A 14,734-nucleotide genomic window follows, 5' to 3' on the forward strand; every position below is an offset into this window, starting at 1 on the left:
GACGGCCGCATGCATGTTGCGCCGGAGGACTTACATCTTGACGGGAGCGGAGACGCCGATCGTCGCGAGACCGTTGGCCAGCACTTGACGCGTGGCCGCGAGCAGCGCGACGCGTGCATTGCGCTCGGCCGCATCGTCGACCAGCACGCGTTCGGTACGGTCATTGTAGAACGAGTGGAATTCCCCGGCGAGGTCGCGCAGATAGAACGCGACCGCGTGCGGCGCGAGTTCGTCGGCGGCGTGCTGCAGCATGTCCGGGAATTCGGCGAGCTTGTTGAGCAGTGCCATGGCGCGTTCGCTGGTGAGCGGGGAGACGTCCACGTCCGCCAGCGTGCTTTCGTCCGTGCTGTAGCGCGCCTTGCATTCGGCGATGACCGAGCAGATCCGCGCGTGCGCGTACTGCACGTAATGCACCGGATTCTCGTCGTTCTGCTTCAGCGCGAGATCGATGTCGAACACGAATTCCGTATCCGCCTTGCGCGAGATCAGGAAAAAGCGCACGGCGTCGCGGCCACGGCGAATCGTTTCCTCGTCGATCAGATCGACGGCGGCTTCCGAGCCCGGCGTCGCGCCGCCCGACCATTCGATCAGGTCGCGCACTGTTACATAGCTGCCGGCGCGCTTGGAGATTTTCACCTCTTCGCCGTTGCGCATGACCGTGACCATCTTGTGCAGGATGTAGTCGGGATAGCCCTTCGGAATGCCGACGCCGAGACCTTGCAGGCCGGCGCGCACTCGCGCGATCGTGCCGTGGTGGTCCGAACCCTGAACGTTGATGACCTTGGTAAAGCCGCGCTCCCACTTCGCGACGTGATACGCGACGTCCGGTACGAAGTACGTGTAGGTGCCGTCGGTCTTGCGCATCACGCGGTCTTTGTCGTCGCCGTCGTCGGTGGTGCGCAGCCACAGCGCGCCTTCCTGCTCGTAGGTTTTGCCGGCGGCGATCAACGCCTCGACGGTCTTTTCGACCCGGCCTTCCTTGTACAGCGACGATTCAAGATAGTACTGGTCGAACTTCACGCCGAACGCCTGCAAGTCCATGTCCTGCTCGCGGCGCAGATACGCCACGGCGAAGCGGCGGATCGCCTCGAGGTCTTCGACGTCGCGCGCGCCGGTGACCGGCTCGCCGTCGCTCGCGGCCACGGTGACGCCATTCAGATAGTCTCGCGCGATCTCGGCGATGTACTCGCCGTTGTACGCCGAAGCTGGCCAGCCCGCGTCGCCGGGAGCGAGGCCGCGAGCGCGCGCCTGAGTCGACAGCGCCAGCGTCTGGATCTGCACGCCAGCGTCGTTGTAGTAGAACTCGCGATGCACGTCGTAGCCTTGGCTAGCCAGCACGTTCGAGAGCGCATCGCCGAGCGCGGCCTGGCGGCCGTGGCCGACGTGCAGCGGGCCGGTCGGGTTGGCCGAGACGAATTCGATCAGCACGTGCTTGCCGGCGTCGCGCTGCGAGCGGCCGAAAGCCTCTTTCTCGGCGAACACGGCGGCGATCACCGCCTGCTTGGCGGCGGCCGCGAGGCGCAAGTTGATGAAGCCGGGGCCGGCCACTTCAGCGGCTTCGACGAGGCCTTTGGCCTGCGGTTGCGCGAGCAGCGCGTCGACGATCTGTTGCGCCAGCTGGCGCGGATTGGCGCGTAGCGGTTTGGCGAGTTGCATCGCCACGTTGCACGCGACGTCGCCGTGCGCGGCGACCTTGGGGCGCTCCAGCGTGATGGCGGGCGACACGAACGCGGCTTCGCTCGCGCCTTGCGAGGCGGTCGCGACCTGCTTCACTGTTTCGGCGAGCAGGGTTTCGAGAGTAAGTTTATGTGCAGGCAGCATGCTTGTTGCGAGTCCAGTGAGGCAATCCGGTGATGCAGGAGAGGCGCCGGCCGCGCGAGGCGCGAGCGGTTCGTCAGAAGCGTGGAAAGCGGCATGCCGTTGCCGAAGCGCGGCGAGCAATGCGCGCGGTATCGGGCACGTTGCCTGCAACACATCGAATGCGGTGCGGGCGGCCTGCCGTGGCGTCGGCTGCTTGCGGCAGGCCGCGGCGGTACGCGGCTTGTGCTCGACCGGCCAGCCACGTTACCCGCCGTTCGCCGTGCGGTGCATTGCGACACGCTTTTCCGTCCAGAGGGATTTTAGCAGGTGCTAATATGTTCAATGAGATGCCCAACAAGGGCCGTGGCCGCTGCGCCTGATCGGCGAGCCAACGTAACGCGCGCTGGCAGCCGCCGTTCAGCCGCTCGCGCGCTAATCCAACATAACGAAAAAGGGAACAGTCATGTTGATTACTTTCAAATGCCGCGCCAGCCCGGACGTGATGATGCTGGAAAATCTTGCACAGTATCTTGTCGGCATCGTCGGCAAGCGGCTGGGTGAACGCGGCGTCATCACGCACGACGAACTGGGCCCGGCCATCGAGAAACTCGAAGTGGCGATTTCCGTCGACAAGCAGGAACGTGCCGAGCACGACGGCCATTTCCACGAAGGCGAAGACGGTCACGAGCATCACGAAATTCCGCCGGGACTCGCGCAGCGCGCGTATCCGTTCCTCGACATGCTGCGTGCGGCGCAGAAGGAGAGCGCGGATATCGTCTGGGGTCTCTGATCCCGCGTTGAACCGCTGTGCGTGCCGTTTGAAAGAACCGCGGCACCCGGCGGGGCGAAACCTTGCGCACCAATGAAAAGAGCCCGCTTATGCGGGCTCTTTGTCGTTCTGAGATTCAGACTAACCGGTGCTGCCGTTCCGCTTACTGGCTCGCGGCGTCCGCCGGCGCGGCTGCGGGAGCCGACGCACCCTTCTTCGCTTTCTGTTTCTTCGGTTTCTTGACGTGTTTCACCGTGGGCGGCGAATACGAACTGACCGAACTGGAACCGCCAGGCGCGGCGGGCTGGGCCAGCGCCGCGGTGGCGCCGAGGGCGAGCGAAACAGCGGTCAACAACAGCGTCAGCTTCTTCATACGATTTTCTCCGTTGACGATTGCAATTAGTAAGCCGACGCGTTTTGGCCGCGTCTGGCGGGGTCAAGCCGCCTCAGTCTACAAAGCCGAAAATTACGTTGCCGCAAATATTCAGTCTTTCCAGCCCGATATAGTGGGGTTCCCGCCACGCCCGACGGCTTACAGCAAGGGCGCCAAGGCGCGCTCTGCATCCGTTTTCGACAGCGACATGCGCTTTGCGTAGTCTTCCAGCTGGTCCTGGCCAATCTTGCCGACCGAGAAGTAAGTGCTGTCCGGGTGCGCCAGATAGAAACCGGAGACGCTCGCCGCCGGCAGCATGGCCAGCGATTCGGTCACGCTCATGCCGATTTCGGTGGCGTGCAGCACGTCGAACATGTCGCGCTTGACGAGGTGATCCGGGCAGGCCGGATAGCCGGGCGCAGGACGAATGCCGTGGTACTTTTCCGCGATCAGGTCGTCGTTGGAGAGCGTTTCGGCGTTCGCGTAACCCCACAAGTCGCGCCGCACACGCGCATGCAGCGCTTCGGCGAAGGCTTCGGCGAAACGGTCGGCGAGTGCCTTGAGCATGATCGCGCTGTAGTCGTCGTGGTCCTTTTCGAACTGCTTTTCCTTCACGTCGACACCCAGACCCGCCGTCACCGCGAACATGCCGATGTAGTCGGCCACGCCCGAGTCCTTCGGCGCGATGAAATCGGCAAGCGACCGGTTCGGCCGCATCACGCCGTCCACCACCGGACGCACGCTTTGCTGGCGCAGATTGCGCCATGTGAGCGCGACTTCCGAGCGCGATTCGTCCGTGTAGATTTCGATGTCGTCGTCGTTCACGGTGTTGGCGGGCAGCAGCGCGATCACGCCGTTCGCCTGCAGCCAGCGGCCCTGGATCAGGCGCGCCAGCATCGACTTGCCGTCCGAGAACACGCGCCGCGCCGATTCGCCGACGATCTCGTCGTTCAGAATGGCTGGATACGGGCCGGCCAGGTCCCACGTCTGGAAGAACGGACCCCAGTCGATGTAGTTCGCCAGTTCGCTCAGATCGAAGTTCTTGAACACGCGGCGGCCGATGAACTTCGGCTTCACCGGCTGATAACTCGCCCAATCGACCTTGGTCTTGTTGGCGCGGGCTTCGGCCAGCGTGACCATGGGCAGCGCCTTCTTGTTGGCGTGCTGAACGCGGATTCGCTCGTAGTCGGACTTGAGTTCGTCGAGATACTTCGCCGCGCCTTCGTCGGACAGCAGGCTCGACGCCACGGAGACCGAGCGCGACGCGTCCGGCACGTAGACCACGGGCCCTTCGTAATGCGGCGCGATCTTCACGGCGGTATGCACGCGCGAGGTGGTCGCGCCGCCGATCAAGAGCGGAATCTTCTTCACGCGGAAGTAGTCGTCGCGCTGCATTTCCGAGGCGACGTAGGCCATTTCCTCGAGGCTCGGCGTAATCAAACCGGACAGCCCGATGATGTCCGCGCCTTCGACCTTCGCCTTCGCGAGAATGTCGTTGCACGAGACCATCACGCCCATGTTGACCACTTCGAAGTTATTGCACTGAAGCACCACCGAAACGATGTTCTTGCCGATATCGTGCACGTCGCCCTTCACCGTGGCGATGACGATCTTGCCCTTCGCGCGCACGTCGGCGCCGGCCTCGGCGAGCAGCTTCTTCTCTTCTTCGATGTAGGGAATCAGATGCGCGACGGCCTGCTTCATCACGCGCGCCGACTTCACCACTTGCGGCAGGAACATCTTGCCCTGGCCGAACAGGTCGCCGACGATGTTCATGCCGTCCATCAGCGGGCCTTCGATCACGTTGATCGGGCGGCCGCCCTCAGCGGCGATCTTGGCGCGCACTTCTTCGGTGTCTTCGACAATGAAGTTGGTGATGCCGTGCACGAGCGCATGCGACAGACGCTTCTCGACCGGCTGGTTGCGCCACTCGAGGTTCTCTTCCTTCTTCGCGGCGCCGGTCTTGAACTTGTCGGCGATTTCGAGCAGCCGGTCGGTGCCGTCTTCACGGCGATTCAGCACGACGTCTTCCACGCGTTCGCGCAACTCCGGATCGAGGTCGGCGTACACGCCGAGCTGGCCCGCGTTGACGATGCCCATGTCCATCCCCGCCTGGATCGCGTGATAGAGGAACACGGTATGAATCGCCTCGCGCACCGGGTCGTTGCCGCGGAACGAGAACGACACGTTCGACACGCCGCCGCTCACTTTCGCGTACGGCAGGTTCTCTTTGATCCAGCGCGTCGCGTTGATGAAGTCGACCGCGTAGTTGTTGTGCTCTTCAATACCGGTTGCGATCGCGAAGATGTTCGGATCGAAGATGATGTCTTCAGGCGGGAAGCCGACTTCGTTCACGAGGAAATCGTACGAACGCTTGCAGATCTGCGTCTTGCGCTCGAACGTATCCGCCTGGCCCTGTTCGTCGAAAGCCATCACCACCGCGGCCGCGCCGTAGCGGCGAATCAGGTTCGCGTGGTGACGGAACGCTTCCTCGCCTTCCTTCAGCGAGATCGAGTTGACGATCGCCTTGCCCTGTACGCACTTCAGGCCGGCTTCGATCACTTCCCACTTCGACGAGTCGATCATGATCGGCACGCGCGCGATATCCGGTTCCGACGCGATCAGATTCATGAAGCGCACCATCGCCGCTTTCGAATCGAGCATGGCTTCGTCCATGTTCACGTCGATGACCTGCGCGCCGTTTTCGACCTGCTGGCGCGCGACCGCGACTGCCTCGTCGAACTGGTCGTTCAGGATCATTCGCGCGAACGCCTTCGAGCCGGTCACGTTGGTGCGTTCACCGACGTTGATGAAAAGCGTCCCGGACGTGACGTTGAACGGCTCGAGGCCGGAAAGGCGCATGGTGTGATCGGTCATGGCGTATGTGCTCGATTGCTGCGATTAAGTGCGTCGTGTTCGATAGCGGAGTGCGGCGGCGCCTGCTCAGCGAGGCGCCGCTCGACTCAGGCTGCGTCGCGGTATTGCGTCGGCCATTGGCGCGGCTTCACTTCGGCCAGCGCCTGGGCGATCGCCGCAATATGCTCCGGCGTCGTGCCGCAGCAGCCGCCGGCGATATTTACCAAGCCAGCCTGCGCGAATTCCTTCAGCAAGCCTGAAGTATCCGCGGGCAGTTCATCAAAGCCCGTATCGCTCATCGGATTAGGCAAGCCCGCGTTCGGATAGCACGACACATACGTGTCGCACAGCTTGGCCAGTTCGGCGATATACGGCCGCATCAGCGCCGCGCCCAACGCGCAGTTCAACCCGAACGTGAGCGGCTTTGCGTGACGCAGCGAGTTCCAGAATGCTTCAACCGTCTGACCCGACAGGATGCGGCCCGACGCGTCGGTGACGGTGCCGGAGATCATGATCGGCAAACGCTCGCCGGTGTCTTCGAACAGTTCGTCGAGCGCGAACAACGCGGCTTTCGCGTTGAGCGTGTCGAAAATGGTCTCGACGAGGAACAGATCGGCGCCACCGTCGAGCAAAGCCTTGGCTTGTTCGTAATAGGCCGCGCGTAACTCGTCGAACGTCACGTTGCGCGCGCCTGGGTCGTTCACATCGGGGGAAATACTCGCGGTCTTCGGCGTCGGTCCGATCGCGCCGGCGACGAAGCGCGGTTTGTCGGGCGTCGAATACTTGTCGCAGGCGGCGCGCGCCAGTTTCGCCGACTCGAGATTCATCTCGATGGCGAGGCCTTCCATGCCGTAGTCCGCCTGCGCGACGGTGGTTGCACCGAACGTGTTGGTTTCGATGATGTCCGCGCCCGCCGCCAGATACTGCTCGTGAATCTCGCGGATGATCTGCGGCTGCGTAATCGACAGCAACTCGTTGTTGCCCTTGATGTCGCGCCCGTAGTCCTTGAAGCGTTCGCCGCGATAGCGGGCTTCGTCGAGCTTGTAGCGCTGGATCATCGTGCCCATTGCGCCGTCCAGGATCAGGATGCGCGACTTGAGCAGCGCGGGCAGCGCCGTGCCGCGCGTGTAGGCGGCGTCGGGGCGGGCTGGCGTGGCGGTTTGAGCGGGCTGGTTCATGGCGGACGAGGGCTTGCGCCGGCTTTTTCGGGAAACCTGTCATTGTAGCCGCAGCCAGACAGATCCGCCCGGCGCGGGGTGAGCAGCCGCCTCTGGCTAGCGAGGCGAGCCGCATGATCACGAGCGGCAAAGCAGCGTGACAAAGAAAACGGCCCAGCGAGGCGAAAGCCTGCTGGGCCACTTCATATTTGCCGACCGACTTGTAAAAGCCGCCTGCTTGCCCAGTTACGGGAGCGGGCGGCGCGGCCGATGTATGTCGCCAAAAACGTTGAGCAGAACCTCGCGGTTAGTGAAGGATCACCGGTTGATGCATCAGGCTGTCGAACTGGCCGAGGAATTCGTCTACTTCATCCAGCGACGGTTCCTCTTCGATCAGCTTCTGCACGTGCTCGCGAAAACGCGCCGCCATTGCTCCGTCGATATAGATCTCGCGCTGCATGTTTTTGTCGACGATCTCGTAGCCGCCTGACTTCATGGCCAGCGGGCCTTCCTGCGGCGGAAACTCGACGACACAATAGTTGGGGCTGTTGTAGATCATTTGCATGGCGACACTCCTTATTTCCGTTGGCTCCTGGCCATTCCTGCGCCATAGGTGGAGCGTATGGTTTGGAATTCAAGGGGTGGGTCCGGATTGACGCACGTCAAACTTCCGAACCTACCGGTTAGACCGGCCTTTCAAGAAACGTTTCAAGCAGCGCAGCAAAACGGTGAGATTGCTCGATGGGCGCGAGATGAGCGGCATCCAGCAGTTCGAAACGTGCGCCTTCGATGGCGTCTGCTATTGCCTGTGTAGAAGCAGGCGGCGTGCCCGTGTCGTGGCGGCCCGCCACGGTCAATGTTGGGCATCGGATTGCTCCCAGCTTACTGCGTACGTCGAAATCGCGCAGGGCTTCGCATGCCATGGCGTAGCCTTCTGACAACGTGTTGGTCAATACGTCGCGGATCTGCTCGACTGCTTCGGGGTGCGCGGCCTGGAAATCGGGGGTTAGCCAGCGGCTCAATGTCGCGGGCACGAGCGACACCATCCCGTCGCGGCGGGCCGTCGCCGCACGTTGATCCCACGTGGCGCGGGCTTCTTGCGGCGTGCCGCCGCTGCTGTCGGCGATCGTCAAACTATCGACGCGCGTGGGATGATCGAGCGTGAATTGCTGCGCGATCATGCCGCCCATCGACATGCCGACCAGATGCGTAGTGGGTGCGCCAAGAGCATCGAGCAGCGTGGCGAGATCGTGTGACAGATCGGCGATGCCAAACGGCGCGCTGGACGCAGCAGTCTTGCCGTGACCACGCACGTCGTAGCGCAGCACGGTGTAGTCGTCGCGAAAATAGCCGGCGAGCTGGTCCCACACGGACAAATCGCCGCCGAGTTGATGGATGAACGTCAGCCAGGGGCCGCCGCCCTCGTTGCTCAGCACATAGCGCGTCTCGATACCGTTGATGTTCACTTGCATGCGGGCTCCTTGGAAGGGGAACGCAGTGGAAGGTCCATTCGCGCGCGGGTGCTGCTTGGGCACTTGCTTACCGGGCTGATCTATATACGCAGCCTAGGCGCGAACGGTTGCAGTGGATGGTGCGAGTCGGCCCCGGTGCAGAAGTTCGCCGAACCGATGGAATCTCTCTTCAAGTGTGCGGATTCAGGGCTTGATGATGCCGGGCGTATTGCTGGCCGTATCGCCGGGGTCGGCCGGATCGACCGGCACGGAGGGCGCGACCTCGGGCATAGCCGCCGATGCAGGCGGAGCCGATGGACCGGTTGCATTGTCGGGAGAAGCCGCTGCCCCGTCGCCATTGCCGTTGGGAGCGCTGCCACCCGTGTCCGCATTGAGCTTGCCGCGCCACACCAGCTCGAATTGCGTGCCGTTCGGTTCCGTCTGCACGATGCGCGCAGGCAGCCAGCCGAGCGACGGCGCGAGCCACACGTCGATGCGCCGCAAATCGCCGTCATGCCGGGGCAGGCGTTTGAAATGACGCGTGTCGAGGAAACCTTGCGCCGTGCGAATGGTTTCATCGCCGATCGTCTCGACCGGCCAGTTTTCGCCGCTATCGTTATCGACCACGAAGAACTGGCGCGTCACGCCGGGCTTATAGGCACCCGGATCGCCACGTACGAGGCTCGCAAGCTGCATCACCATGCTGAAACGGTCCTGCGCGCCGTCGGGCAACGGTAAGGTGGACGGGGTGCGTGTGAAAGCGATCTTCTTGTCGGTGCGGTTAAAAATTGCGATGTCTTCCGCCCGGCGGCCGCGTTTTTCGATGTACTGGTCCGGCGCGAGACCGAAGGCGTCGATACGGCCATGGCTCGAATACACGAAGGTGCCGACAAACGGCAGCGGCACGGAGACGACCATTTCGTAGCTTTGCGCGTTGCTGGTCCAGTGGATCGTGCCGGGCTGGTTGCGCACGCCGTTGTAGAACGTGTCGTACTGCAGTTCGCCCGATGGCGGCACGGAGAACTTCACGCCCGGCGACGCTTGCGGCGCGCTCGCGGCGGCGGGCGTGCTGGCCGTGCCGGTGGCGCTCGCAGCGGCATTGGGCGCTGCGTTGGCGCTCGACGCCGCGCCCGGAGCGCTGGCGACGACATCCGATGCCGTAACAGGTACCGCCGGCGCGGCTTGCTTTGCCGGCTGCAGGGCAGTCAGCACGTGTTTGCGCGGCTTGCTCGCTGCAGCGTGGCGAGCGGGAGCGGGTTCAGGCGCGGGCGAAGCGGTGGCGGCCGGTTTGCGTTCGATACGTTCGGGCGTCAGCAATGCGACTTGTACCGGCACATGCTCATTGTCGGAGGGATTGAGGTTCGCGCGGTTGCGTTCGACCCATTGCGCGGCGATCCAGTGCAAAACGGCCACGATGAACAGCACCACGATCCAACGCCACACGCGCAAACCGGTGCGCGGCCCGCTGGGCGGCGTGTGATCGGAACGGCGGGTAGCGGGGGCTGAGGACATCGGTCAGTGATTGTGCGCGGGCGCGACGGCTTTGGGATTGACGAGCGGAGCGTGCAAATTGCAGTGAATGCGACACAGGCGCCAGGCCTTAGTGCCTGATGCGTTTAGGGACGGCAGCGAACCGATTCGACCGCGCCGCCGCGAGCGATGTTCCGCGCGGTTGAAAACATGCGCACGTTCAAGACCCGGAACAAAACACGCAGCGCGGTGCCGCCATGCTTGCCGACGGAGTTCTTGTCAAACCCAGCAAAGCGCCACGCACTCAACGCGCCGCATCGCATCTATTCGTCGCGCGGCGACGCACTATACCCCAGCTCATACGAGAGCTTTTCTGCGCATTCGCGCAGTGCCGCATCGGTCTCACCGCCCCAGCGAATATCGAACGCGCCTTCATGACCGAGCGCGACGAGGCCGAGCGCGAGTTCGCCGGTCGAGTCGAACACCGGCATGCAGAACGCGTGAATGGTCGGCAGCAACATGCCTTCGACGCGCGCCGCCTGATGCTCGCGCACCTGCGCGAGGACCTGTTCAACTTCATCGCGCGTGCGCGGCGCGCCGATATGCGACGAACGGCGCGAATCGGCCAGTTCGCGTTCGAGCATCGCGGCGGTCTTGCTCGCCGGCAGATACGCGGCGAACAACAGGCCGGTGGCGGAACTGAGCAGCGGCATCACGTCGCCGAGTTTGAGCGATGCTTTTGCCGGATAGCTCGATTCCATCCAATGCACCATGGTCGGCCCCTGATTGCCCCATACCGCGATGCCGACCGTGAGATCGAGCCGGTCGCGCAATTCGGAGAGCGCGATGCGCGCGAGCTTGACGCCGTCGACCCGAGCAAGCCGCGCGAGTCCCAGTTGCAGCGCGAATCCGCCCAGCTCGTAACGGCCCGACAGCGGGTCTTGCGACACCACACCGAGGCGCAGAAAACTCACCAGATAGCGATGCGCTTTCGCGGGGCTCATGCCGGCACGCTGCGCGAGATCGCGCAGCATCATGGCGCGCGGTTCGTGGGTCAGCACATCGAGCAACTTGAAGCCGACTTCGATCGACTGGATGCCCGAGCGCAGCTTTTCCTCGCCGCCATCGACACTTTCGCCGCCTTCTTCGTCGGGTTCGATCGGGTCGAGCGGTTCAGCGGAGTCGGCGTCGGTGCGGATGGCGCCGGAACGGGCAGTTGGAGGCATGAGCGAGGCGCACGCGGCGCATTCAAAAAGTGACATACGGATGAGGCGGATCGCCGGCACTTGGGCCGGGCCGATTCACCATCGTAGAATAGATTCCTTCTATCGTCACTAACACGGTTCATTCCTCTATGAAACTTGCCACGCTGAAGGACGGCACGCGCGACGGCCAGCTGATCGTCGTGTCCCGCGACCTGCACACCGCAGCTGTCGCCGACGCGATCGCGCCCACGTTGCAGCGCGTGCTCGACGATTGGGCCTTCTACGCGCCGCAATTGCACGATCTGTACGACGCGCTCAATCAGGGCCGCGCGCGCAACACCTTCCCGTTCGACGCCAAGGAATGCATGGCGCCGCTGCCGCGCGCGTTTCAATGGGCCGACGGCTCGTCGTATGTGAACCACGTCGAACTGGTACGGCGCGCGCGCGGCGCGGAAATGCCGCCGGAATTCTGGACCGATCCTTTGATGTACCAAGGCGGCAGCGACGACTTCATCGGACCGAAAGACGACGTACTGTGCGCGTCTGAAGCATTCGGCATCGACTTTGAGGCGGAGGTCGCCGTGATCACTGGCGATGTGCCGATGGGCGTCACGCCCGACCAGGCGCTCAGAAGCGTGCGTCTGATCACGCTCGTCAACGACGTGTCGCTGCGCAATCTGATTCCCGCCGACCTCGCGAAGGGTTTCGGCTTTTTCCAGAGCAAGCCAGCCACGTCGTTCGCGCCGATGGCGGTGACGCCCGACGAACTCGGCGAACACTGGCGCGAAGGTCGCGTGCATCGGCCGATGATCGTCCACTGGAACAACAAGAAAGTTGGCCAGCCTGATGCCGGCACGGACATGGTGTTTCACTTCGGCCAGTTGATCGCGCACGCCGCGAAGACGCGCAATCTGCGCGCGGGCGCAATCGTCGGCTCGGGCACGGTGTCGAACAAGGACGCCAAGCGTGGCTATTGCTGTATCGCCGAGAAGCGCTGCCTCGAAACCATCGAGCACGGCGCGCCGCAGACCGAGTTCATGAAGTACGGCGATACAGTGAAGATCGAAATGTTCGACGAAGCGGGCAAGTCGATTTTCGGGTCGATCGATCAGGGCATCGCGCCGCTGGATTGACGCACCGCTGTTGTGTGGAACGCGGCATGTCGGCCGCACGGGTATCCGCGCGCTTCGTTCCGGTTCGAAAGGGTTTCGCCCGATGCCGTGGCGAGTGTGCGCGGCTACACTGACTGGCGCGACGGCATGGCCGGGGTGGCTGACTGCGGATTCATCGCAGGACTGTCGCGAAGCCGCGTGTGACGGCACGTGAGTAGGGCATGAGCCGGACATCGGCGGTACATCAAAACGAAAACCGACGTGAGGAGACAGCATGCCGCGAATCGAATTCCTTGAACCCGAAACCCAGCGCGCTCGCGCGTCCAACCACTCGCGCCCGACGCCATCGCGCGGTCGCCTCACGCGTCGTGCCGTTGCGCTATGCGCGGCGTTGGCGGGTGTATTGCCCGGTATCGCGTTGGCGCAGGTGAAAATCGGCCTGGTATTGTCGCTCACCGGACCGGCCGCGTCGCTCGGCATTCCGGCGCGCGATACGGTCGCGCTGCTGCCCAAACAGATCGGCGGTCAGAGCGTCGAATACATCGTGCTCGACGACGCATCCGATACTACGCAGGCCGTGCAGGACACCAAGAAACTGATCTCCGAGAATCACGTCGACGCGATCATCGGGTCGTCGATCACGCCGAATTCGCTGGCCATGATCGATGTAGTCGCCGAAGGTCAAACGCCGATGATCTCGCTGGCCTCGTCGGCGAAAATCATCGAGCCCGTGGATGCGAAACGCCACTGGGTCTTCAAGACGCCACAAACCGACGCGATGATGGCGTCGGCGATTGCCGAACACGCCAGTCTGCACGGCGTCAAAACCATCGCATTTATTGGCCAGGCCGACGCGCTCGGCGAGACCTTCTACACCGAGGTCGCGAAGTTCGCGCAGCTGCATCACATCGAGATGGTGGCGAGCGAGCGCTTTAATCGCACCGATCCGAGCGTGACCGGCCAGGTCCTTAAGATTCTCGCGACGCATCCGGACGCGGTGGTGGTCGGCGCGGCCGGCACGCCCGCCGCCTTGCCGCCGAAAACACTGAGGGAACGTGGCTACAAAGGCCTGATCTATCACAATCACGGCGTTGGGAATAACGACTTCCTGCGCGTCTGCGGCGCCGATTGCAATGGCACCTTCCTGCCCGCGAGTCCGGTGCTGGTCGCCGCGCAATTGCCGGCGGATCATCCGGCCAAGCGGCTTGCGCTCGATTACATCGCGCGCTTCGAAGCGGTGCGCGGCGCGGGCAGCGTCTCGGCATTCGGCTCGTACACGTGGGACGCGGGCATGCTGCTCGGTCATGCCGTACCGATCGCGTTGAAAAGCGGCGCGCCGGGCACGCCGGAATTTCGCCGCGCGCTGCGCGATGCGCTCGAAGCAACACGCGGTCTCGCGGACACCAACGGCGTCGTCAACATGAGCGCCACGGATCACCTCGGGCTCGATCAGCGGGCGCGGGTGATGGTCGAAATCAAGAACGCGAAGTGGGTTTATCAGCCGCGTTGAACAAACGCGGCACGGTTCAAACGAAACACCGATATACGGATCGCTCATCATGTCTCAGGCACCTCACCGTAACGACGCGTTTTACGCGCGTTACCAGTCGCTCCAGTTGCATCGCCATCCGCACGGCGTGCTCGAAGTCGTGATGAGCGGCGAGGGCGCGAACAAGAGCGCGCTCGCCACCGCCAACGCGCGCATGCACTTCGAACTTGCGGAGATCTGGCGTGACATCGACCGCGATCCCGACACGCGCGTGGCGATCATTCGCGGCGAAGGCAAGGGCTTTTCGGCCGGCGGCGACCTGCAACTCGTCGAAGACATGGCCACTGATTTCGACGTGCGCGCGCGAGTGTGGCGTGAGGCGCGCGATCTGGTCTACAACGTGATCAATTGCAGCAAGCCGGTTGTTTCGGCCATGCACGGGCCGGCAGTCGGTGCCGGGCTCGTGGCGGGGCTCCTCGCCGACATTTCGATCGCGACGAAGACGGCGCGGATCATCGACGGCCATACGCGTCTGGGCGTGGCCGCCGGCGATCACGCGGCGATCGTCTGGCCGCTGCTGTGCGGGATGGCGAAAGCCAAGTATTACCTCATGCTGTGCGAGCCGGTGAGCGGCGAGGAGGCTGAACGCATCGGCCTCGTCTCGCTCGCCGTCGACGAAAACGATCTGCTGCCCAAAGCATTCGAAGTCGCGCAGAAGCTGGCCGACGGCTCGCAAACGGCGATTCGCTGGACCAAGTACGCGTTGAACAACTGGCTGCGCTCGGCGGGACCGGCGTTCGATACGTCGCTCGCGCTGGAATTCATGGGCTTTGCCGGCCCTGATGTGCGCGAAGGCGTGAACTCGCTGCGCGAGCGGCGCGCGCCGGATTTCGGCGGCGCGGACCCGTGGCGCGGTCAGCCGTCGAGCGGCGGCGCGACAGGCGGCGAGGGCTCCTGAGGCGGCCTCCTGCACGGTATGATCGAAACAAGACGCGCGCGGGACGGCGCCCCTTCCTTAACGCTTCTTCTTCAATTTACGCAGCGAGCCGACA

Annotated in this window: 12 protein-coding genes; 4 read left to right on the plus strand and 8 right to left on the minus strand. The window is 63.5% G+C overall.

The features are described 5' to 3' along the window. Positions 1-30 precede the first annotated feature (30 nt). Entirely contained in the window at positions 31-1,821 is a 1,791-nt protein-coding gene (gene argS, locus BPHYT_RS02290; protein WP_012431541.1) for an arginine--tRNA ligase, read from the minus strand. Between the two features lie 442 nt (positions 1,822-2,263). On the opposite strand from argS, the gene BPHYT_RS02295 reads away from it, so the two are divergent. Beyond that, on the plus strand, positions 2,264-2,590 hold the full coding sequence (locus BPHYT_RS02295; RefSeq protein WP_012431542.1) for a DUF1840 domain-containing protein: 327 nt from the start codon (positions 2,264-2,266) through the stop codon (positions 2,588-2,590). A 142-nt stretch (positions 2,591-2,732) separates the two neighbouring features. Here BPHYT_RS02295 and BPHYT_RS02300 read toward each other — a convergent pair whose 3' ends face one another. The 7 genes from BPHYT_RS02300 to BPHYT_RS02330 form a co-directional block, all read right to left on the minus strand. Beyond that, positions 2,733-2,942 (minus strand): hypothetical protein, encoded by a 210-nt coding sequence (locus tag BPHYT_RS02300; protein ID WP_012431543.1) that lies wholly within the window; start codon positions 2,940-2,942, stop codon positions 2,733-2,735. A 159-nt stretch (positions 2,943-3,101) separates the two neighbouring features. Then, positions 3,102-5,819 carry a methionine synthase gene (metH, locus tag BPHYT_RS02305; RefSeq protein ID WP_012431544.1) on the minus strand — a complete coding sequence of 906 codons (2,718 nt, stop codon included), beginning with the start codon at positions 5,817-5,819 and terminating at the stop codon, positions 3,102-3,104. Between the two features lie 86 nt (positions 5,820-5,905). Then, entirely contained in the window at positions 5,906-6,976 is a 1,071-nt protein-coding gene (locus BPHYT_RS02310; protein WP_012431545.1) for a homocysteine S-methyltransferase family protein, read from the minus strand. A gap of 286 nt (positions 6,977-7,262) precedes the next feature. Next, positions 7,263-7,520 (minus strand): BTH_I0359 family protein, encoded by a 258-nt coding sequence (locus tag BPHYT_RS02315; protein ID WP_007179533.1) that lies wholly within the window; start codon positions 7,518-7,520, stop codon positions 7,263-7,265. A gap of 118 nt (positions 7,521-7,638) precedes the next feature. Then, positions 7,639-8,427 carry an alpha/beta fold hydrolase gene (locus BPHYT_RS02320; RefSeq protein WP_012431546.1) on the minus strand — a complete coding sequence of 263 codons (789 nt, stop codon included), beginning with the start codon at positions 8,425-8,427 and terminating at the stop codon, positions 7,639-7,641. Positions 8,428-8,610: 183 nt separating this feature from the next. Next, complete coding sequence (locus tag BPHYT_RS02325; RefSeq protein ID WP_012431547.1) at positions 8,611-9,918, minus strand: DUF3108 domain-containing protein; 1,308 nt, start codon at positions 9,916-9,918, stop codon at positions 8,611-8,613. Between the two features lie 281 nt (positions 9,919-10,199). After that, positions 10,200-11,102, minus strand: coding sequence for an IclR family transcriptional regulator (locus BPHYT_RS02330; protein ID WP_012431548.1), 903 nt, complete (start codon positions 11,100-11,102; stop codon positions 10,200-10,202). A 128-nt stretch (positions 11,103-11,230) separates the two neighbouring features. On the opposite strand from BPHYT_RS02330, the gene BPHYT_RS02335 reads away from it, so the two are divergent. The 3 genes from BPHYT_RS02335 to BPHYT_RS02345 all read left to right on the plus strand — a co-directional run bounded on the left by BPHYT_RS02335 (position 11,231) and on the right by BPHYT_RS02345 (position 14,640). Next, positions 11,231-12,214, plus strand: a complete 984-nt coding sequence (locus BPHYT_RS02335; RefSeq protein WP_012431549.1) for a fumarylacetoacetate hydrolase family protein — start codon at positions 11,231-11,233, stop codon at positions 12,212-12,214. A 253-nt stretch (positions 12,215-12,467) separates the two neighbouring features. After that, positions 12,468-13,703, plus strand: coding sequence for an ABC transporter substrate-binding protein (locus BPHYT_RS02340; protein WP_012431550.1), 1,236 nt, complete (start codon positions 12,468-12,470; stop codon positions 13,701-13,703). Positions 13,704-13,752: 49 nt separating this feature from the next. Beyond that, positions 13,753-14,640 (plus strand): enoyl-CoA hydratase/isomerase family protein, encoded by an 888-nt coding sequence (locus tag BPHYT_RS02345; RefSeq protein ID WP_012431551.1) that lies wholly within the window; start codon positions 13,753-13,755, stop codon positions 14,638-14,640. The last annotated feature ends 94 nt before the right edge of the window (positions 14,641-14,734 follow it).

This window comes from Paraburkholderia phytofirmans PsJN, from assembly GCF_000020125.1.
In the GTDB taxonomy this organism is placed as follows: domain Bacteria; phylum Pseudomonadota; class Gammaproteobacteria; order Burkholderiales; family Burkholderiaceae; genus Paraburkholderia; species Paraburkholderia phytofirmans.

Coding starts and splice junctions, on each gene's coding strand:
- BPHYT_RS02340 (WP_012431550.1), top strand. CDS start 12,468: ATGCCGCGAATCGAATTCCTTGAACCCGAAACCCAGCGCGCTCGCGCG.
- argS (WP_012431541.1), bottom strand. CDS start 1,821: ATGCTGCCTGCACATAAACTTACTCTCGAAACCCTGCTCGCCGAAACA.
- BPHYT_RS02335 (WP_012431549.1), top strand. CDS start 11,231: ATGAAACTTGCCACGCTGAAGGACGGCACGCGCGACGGCCAGCTGATC.
- BPHYT_RS02300 (WP_012431543.1), bottom strand. CDS start 2,942: ATGAAGAAGCTGACGCTGTTGTTGACCGCTGTTTCGCTCGCCCTCGGC.
- BPHYT_RS02320 (WP_012431546.1), bottom strand. CDS start 8,427: ATGCAAGTGAACATCAACGGTATCGAGACGCGCTATGTGCTGAGCAAC.
- BPHYT_RS02345 (WP_012431551.1), top strand. CDS start 13,753: ATGTCTCAGGCACCTCACCGTAACGACGCGTTTTACGCGCGTTACCAG.
- BPHYT_RS02295 (WP_012431542.1), top strand. CDS start 2,264: ATGTTGATTACTTTCAAATGCCGCGCCAGCCCGGACGTGATGATGCTG.
- BPHYT_RS02325 (WP_012431547.1), bottom strand. CDS start 9,918: ATGTCCTCAGCCCCCGCTACCCGCCGTTCCGATCACACGCCGCCCAGC.
- BPHYT_RS02310 (WP_012431545.1), bottom strand. CDS start 6,976: ATGAACCAGCCCGCTCAAACCGCCACGCCAGCCCGCCCCGACGCCGCC.
- metH (WP_012431544.1), bottom strand. CDS start 5,819: ATGACCGATCACACCATGCGCCTTTCCGGCCTCGAGCCGTTCAACGTC.
- BPHYT_RS02315 (WP_007179533.1), bottom strand. CDS start 7,520: ATGCAAATGATCTACAACAGCCCCAACTATTGTGTCGTCGAGTTTCCG.
- BPHYT_RS02330 (WP_012431548.1), bottom strand. CDS start 11,102: ATGCCTCCAACTGCCCGTTCCGGCGCCATCCGCACCGACGCCGACTCC.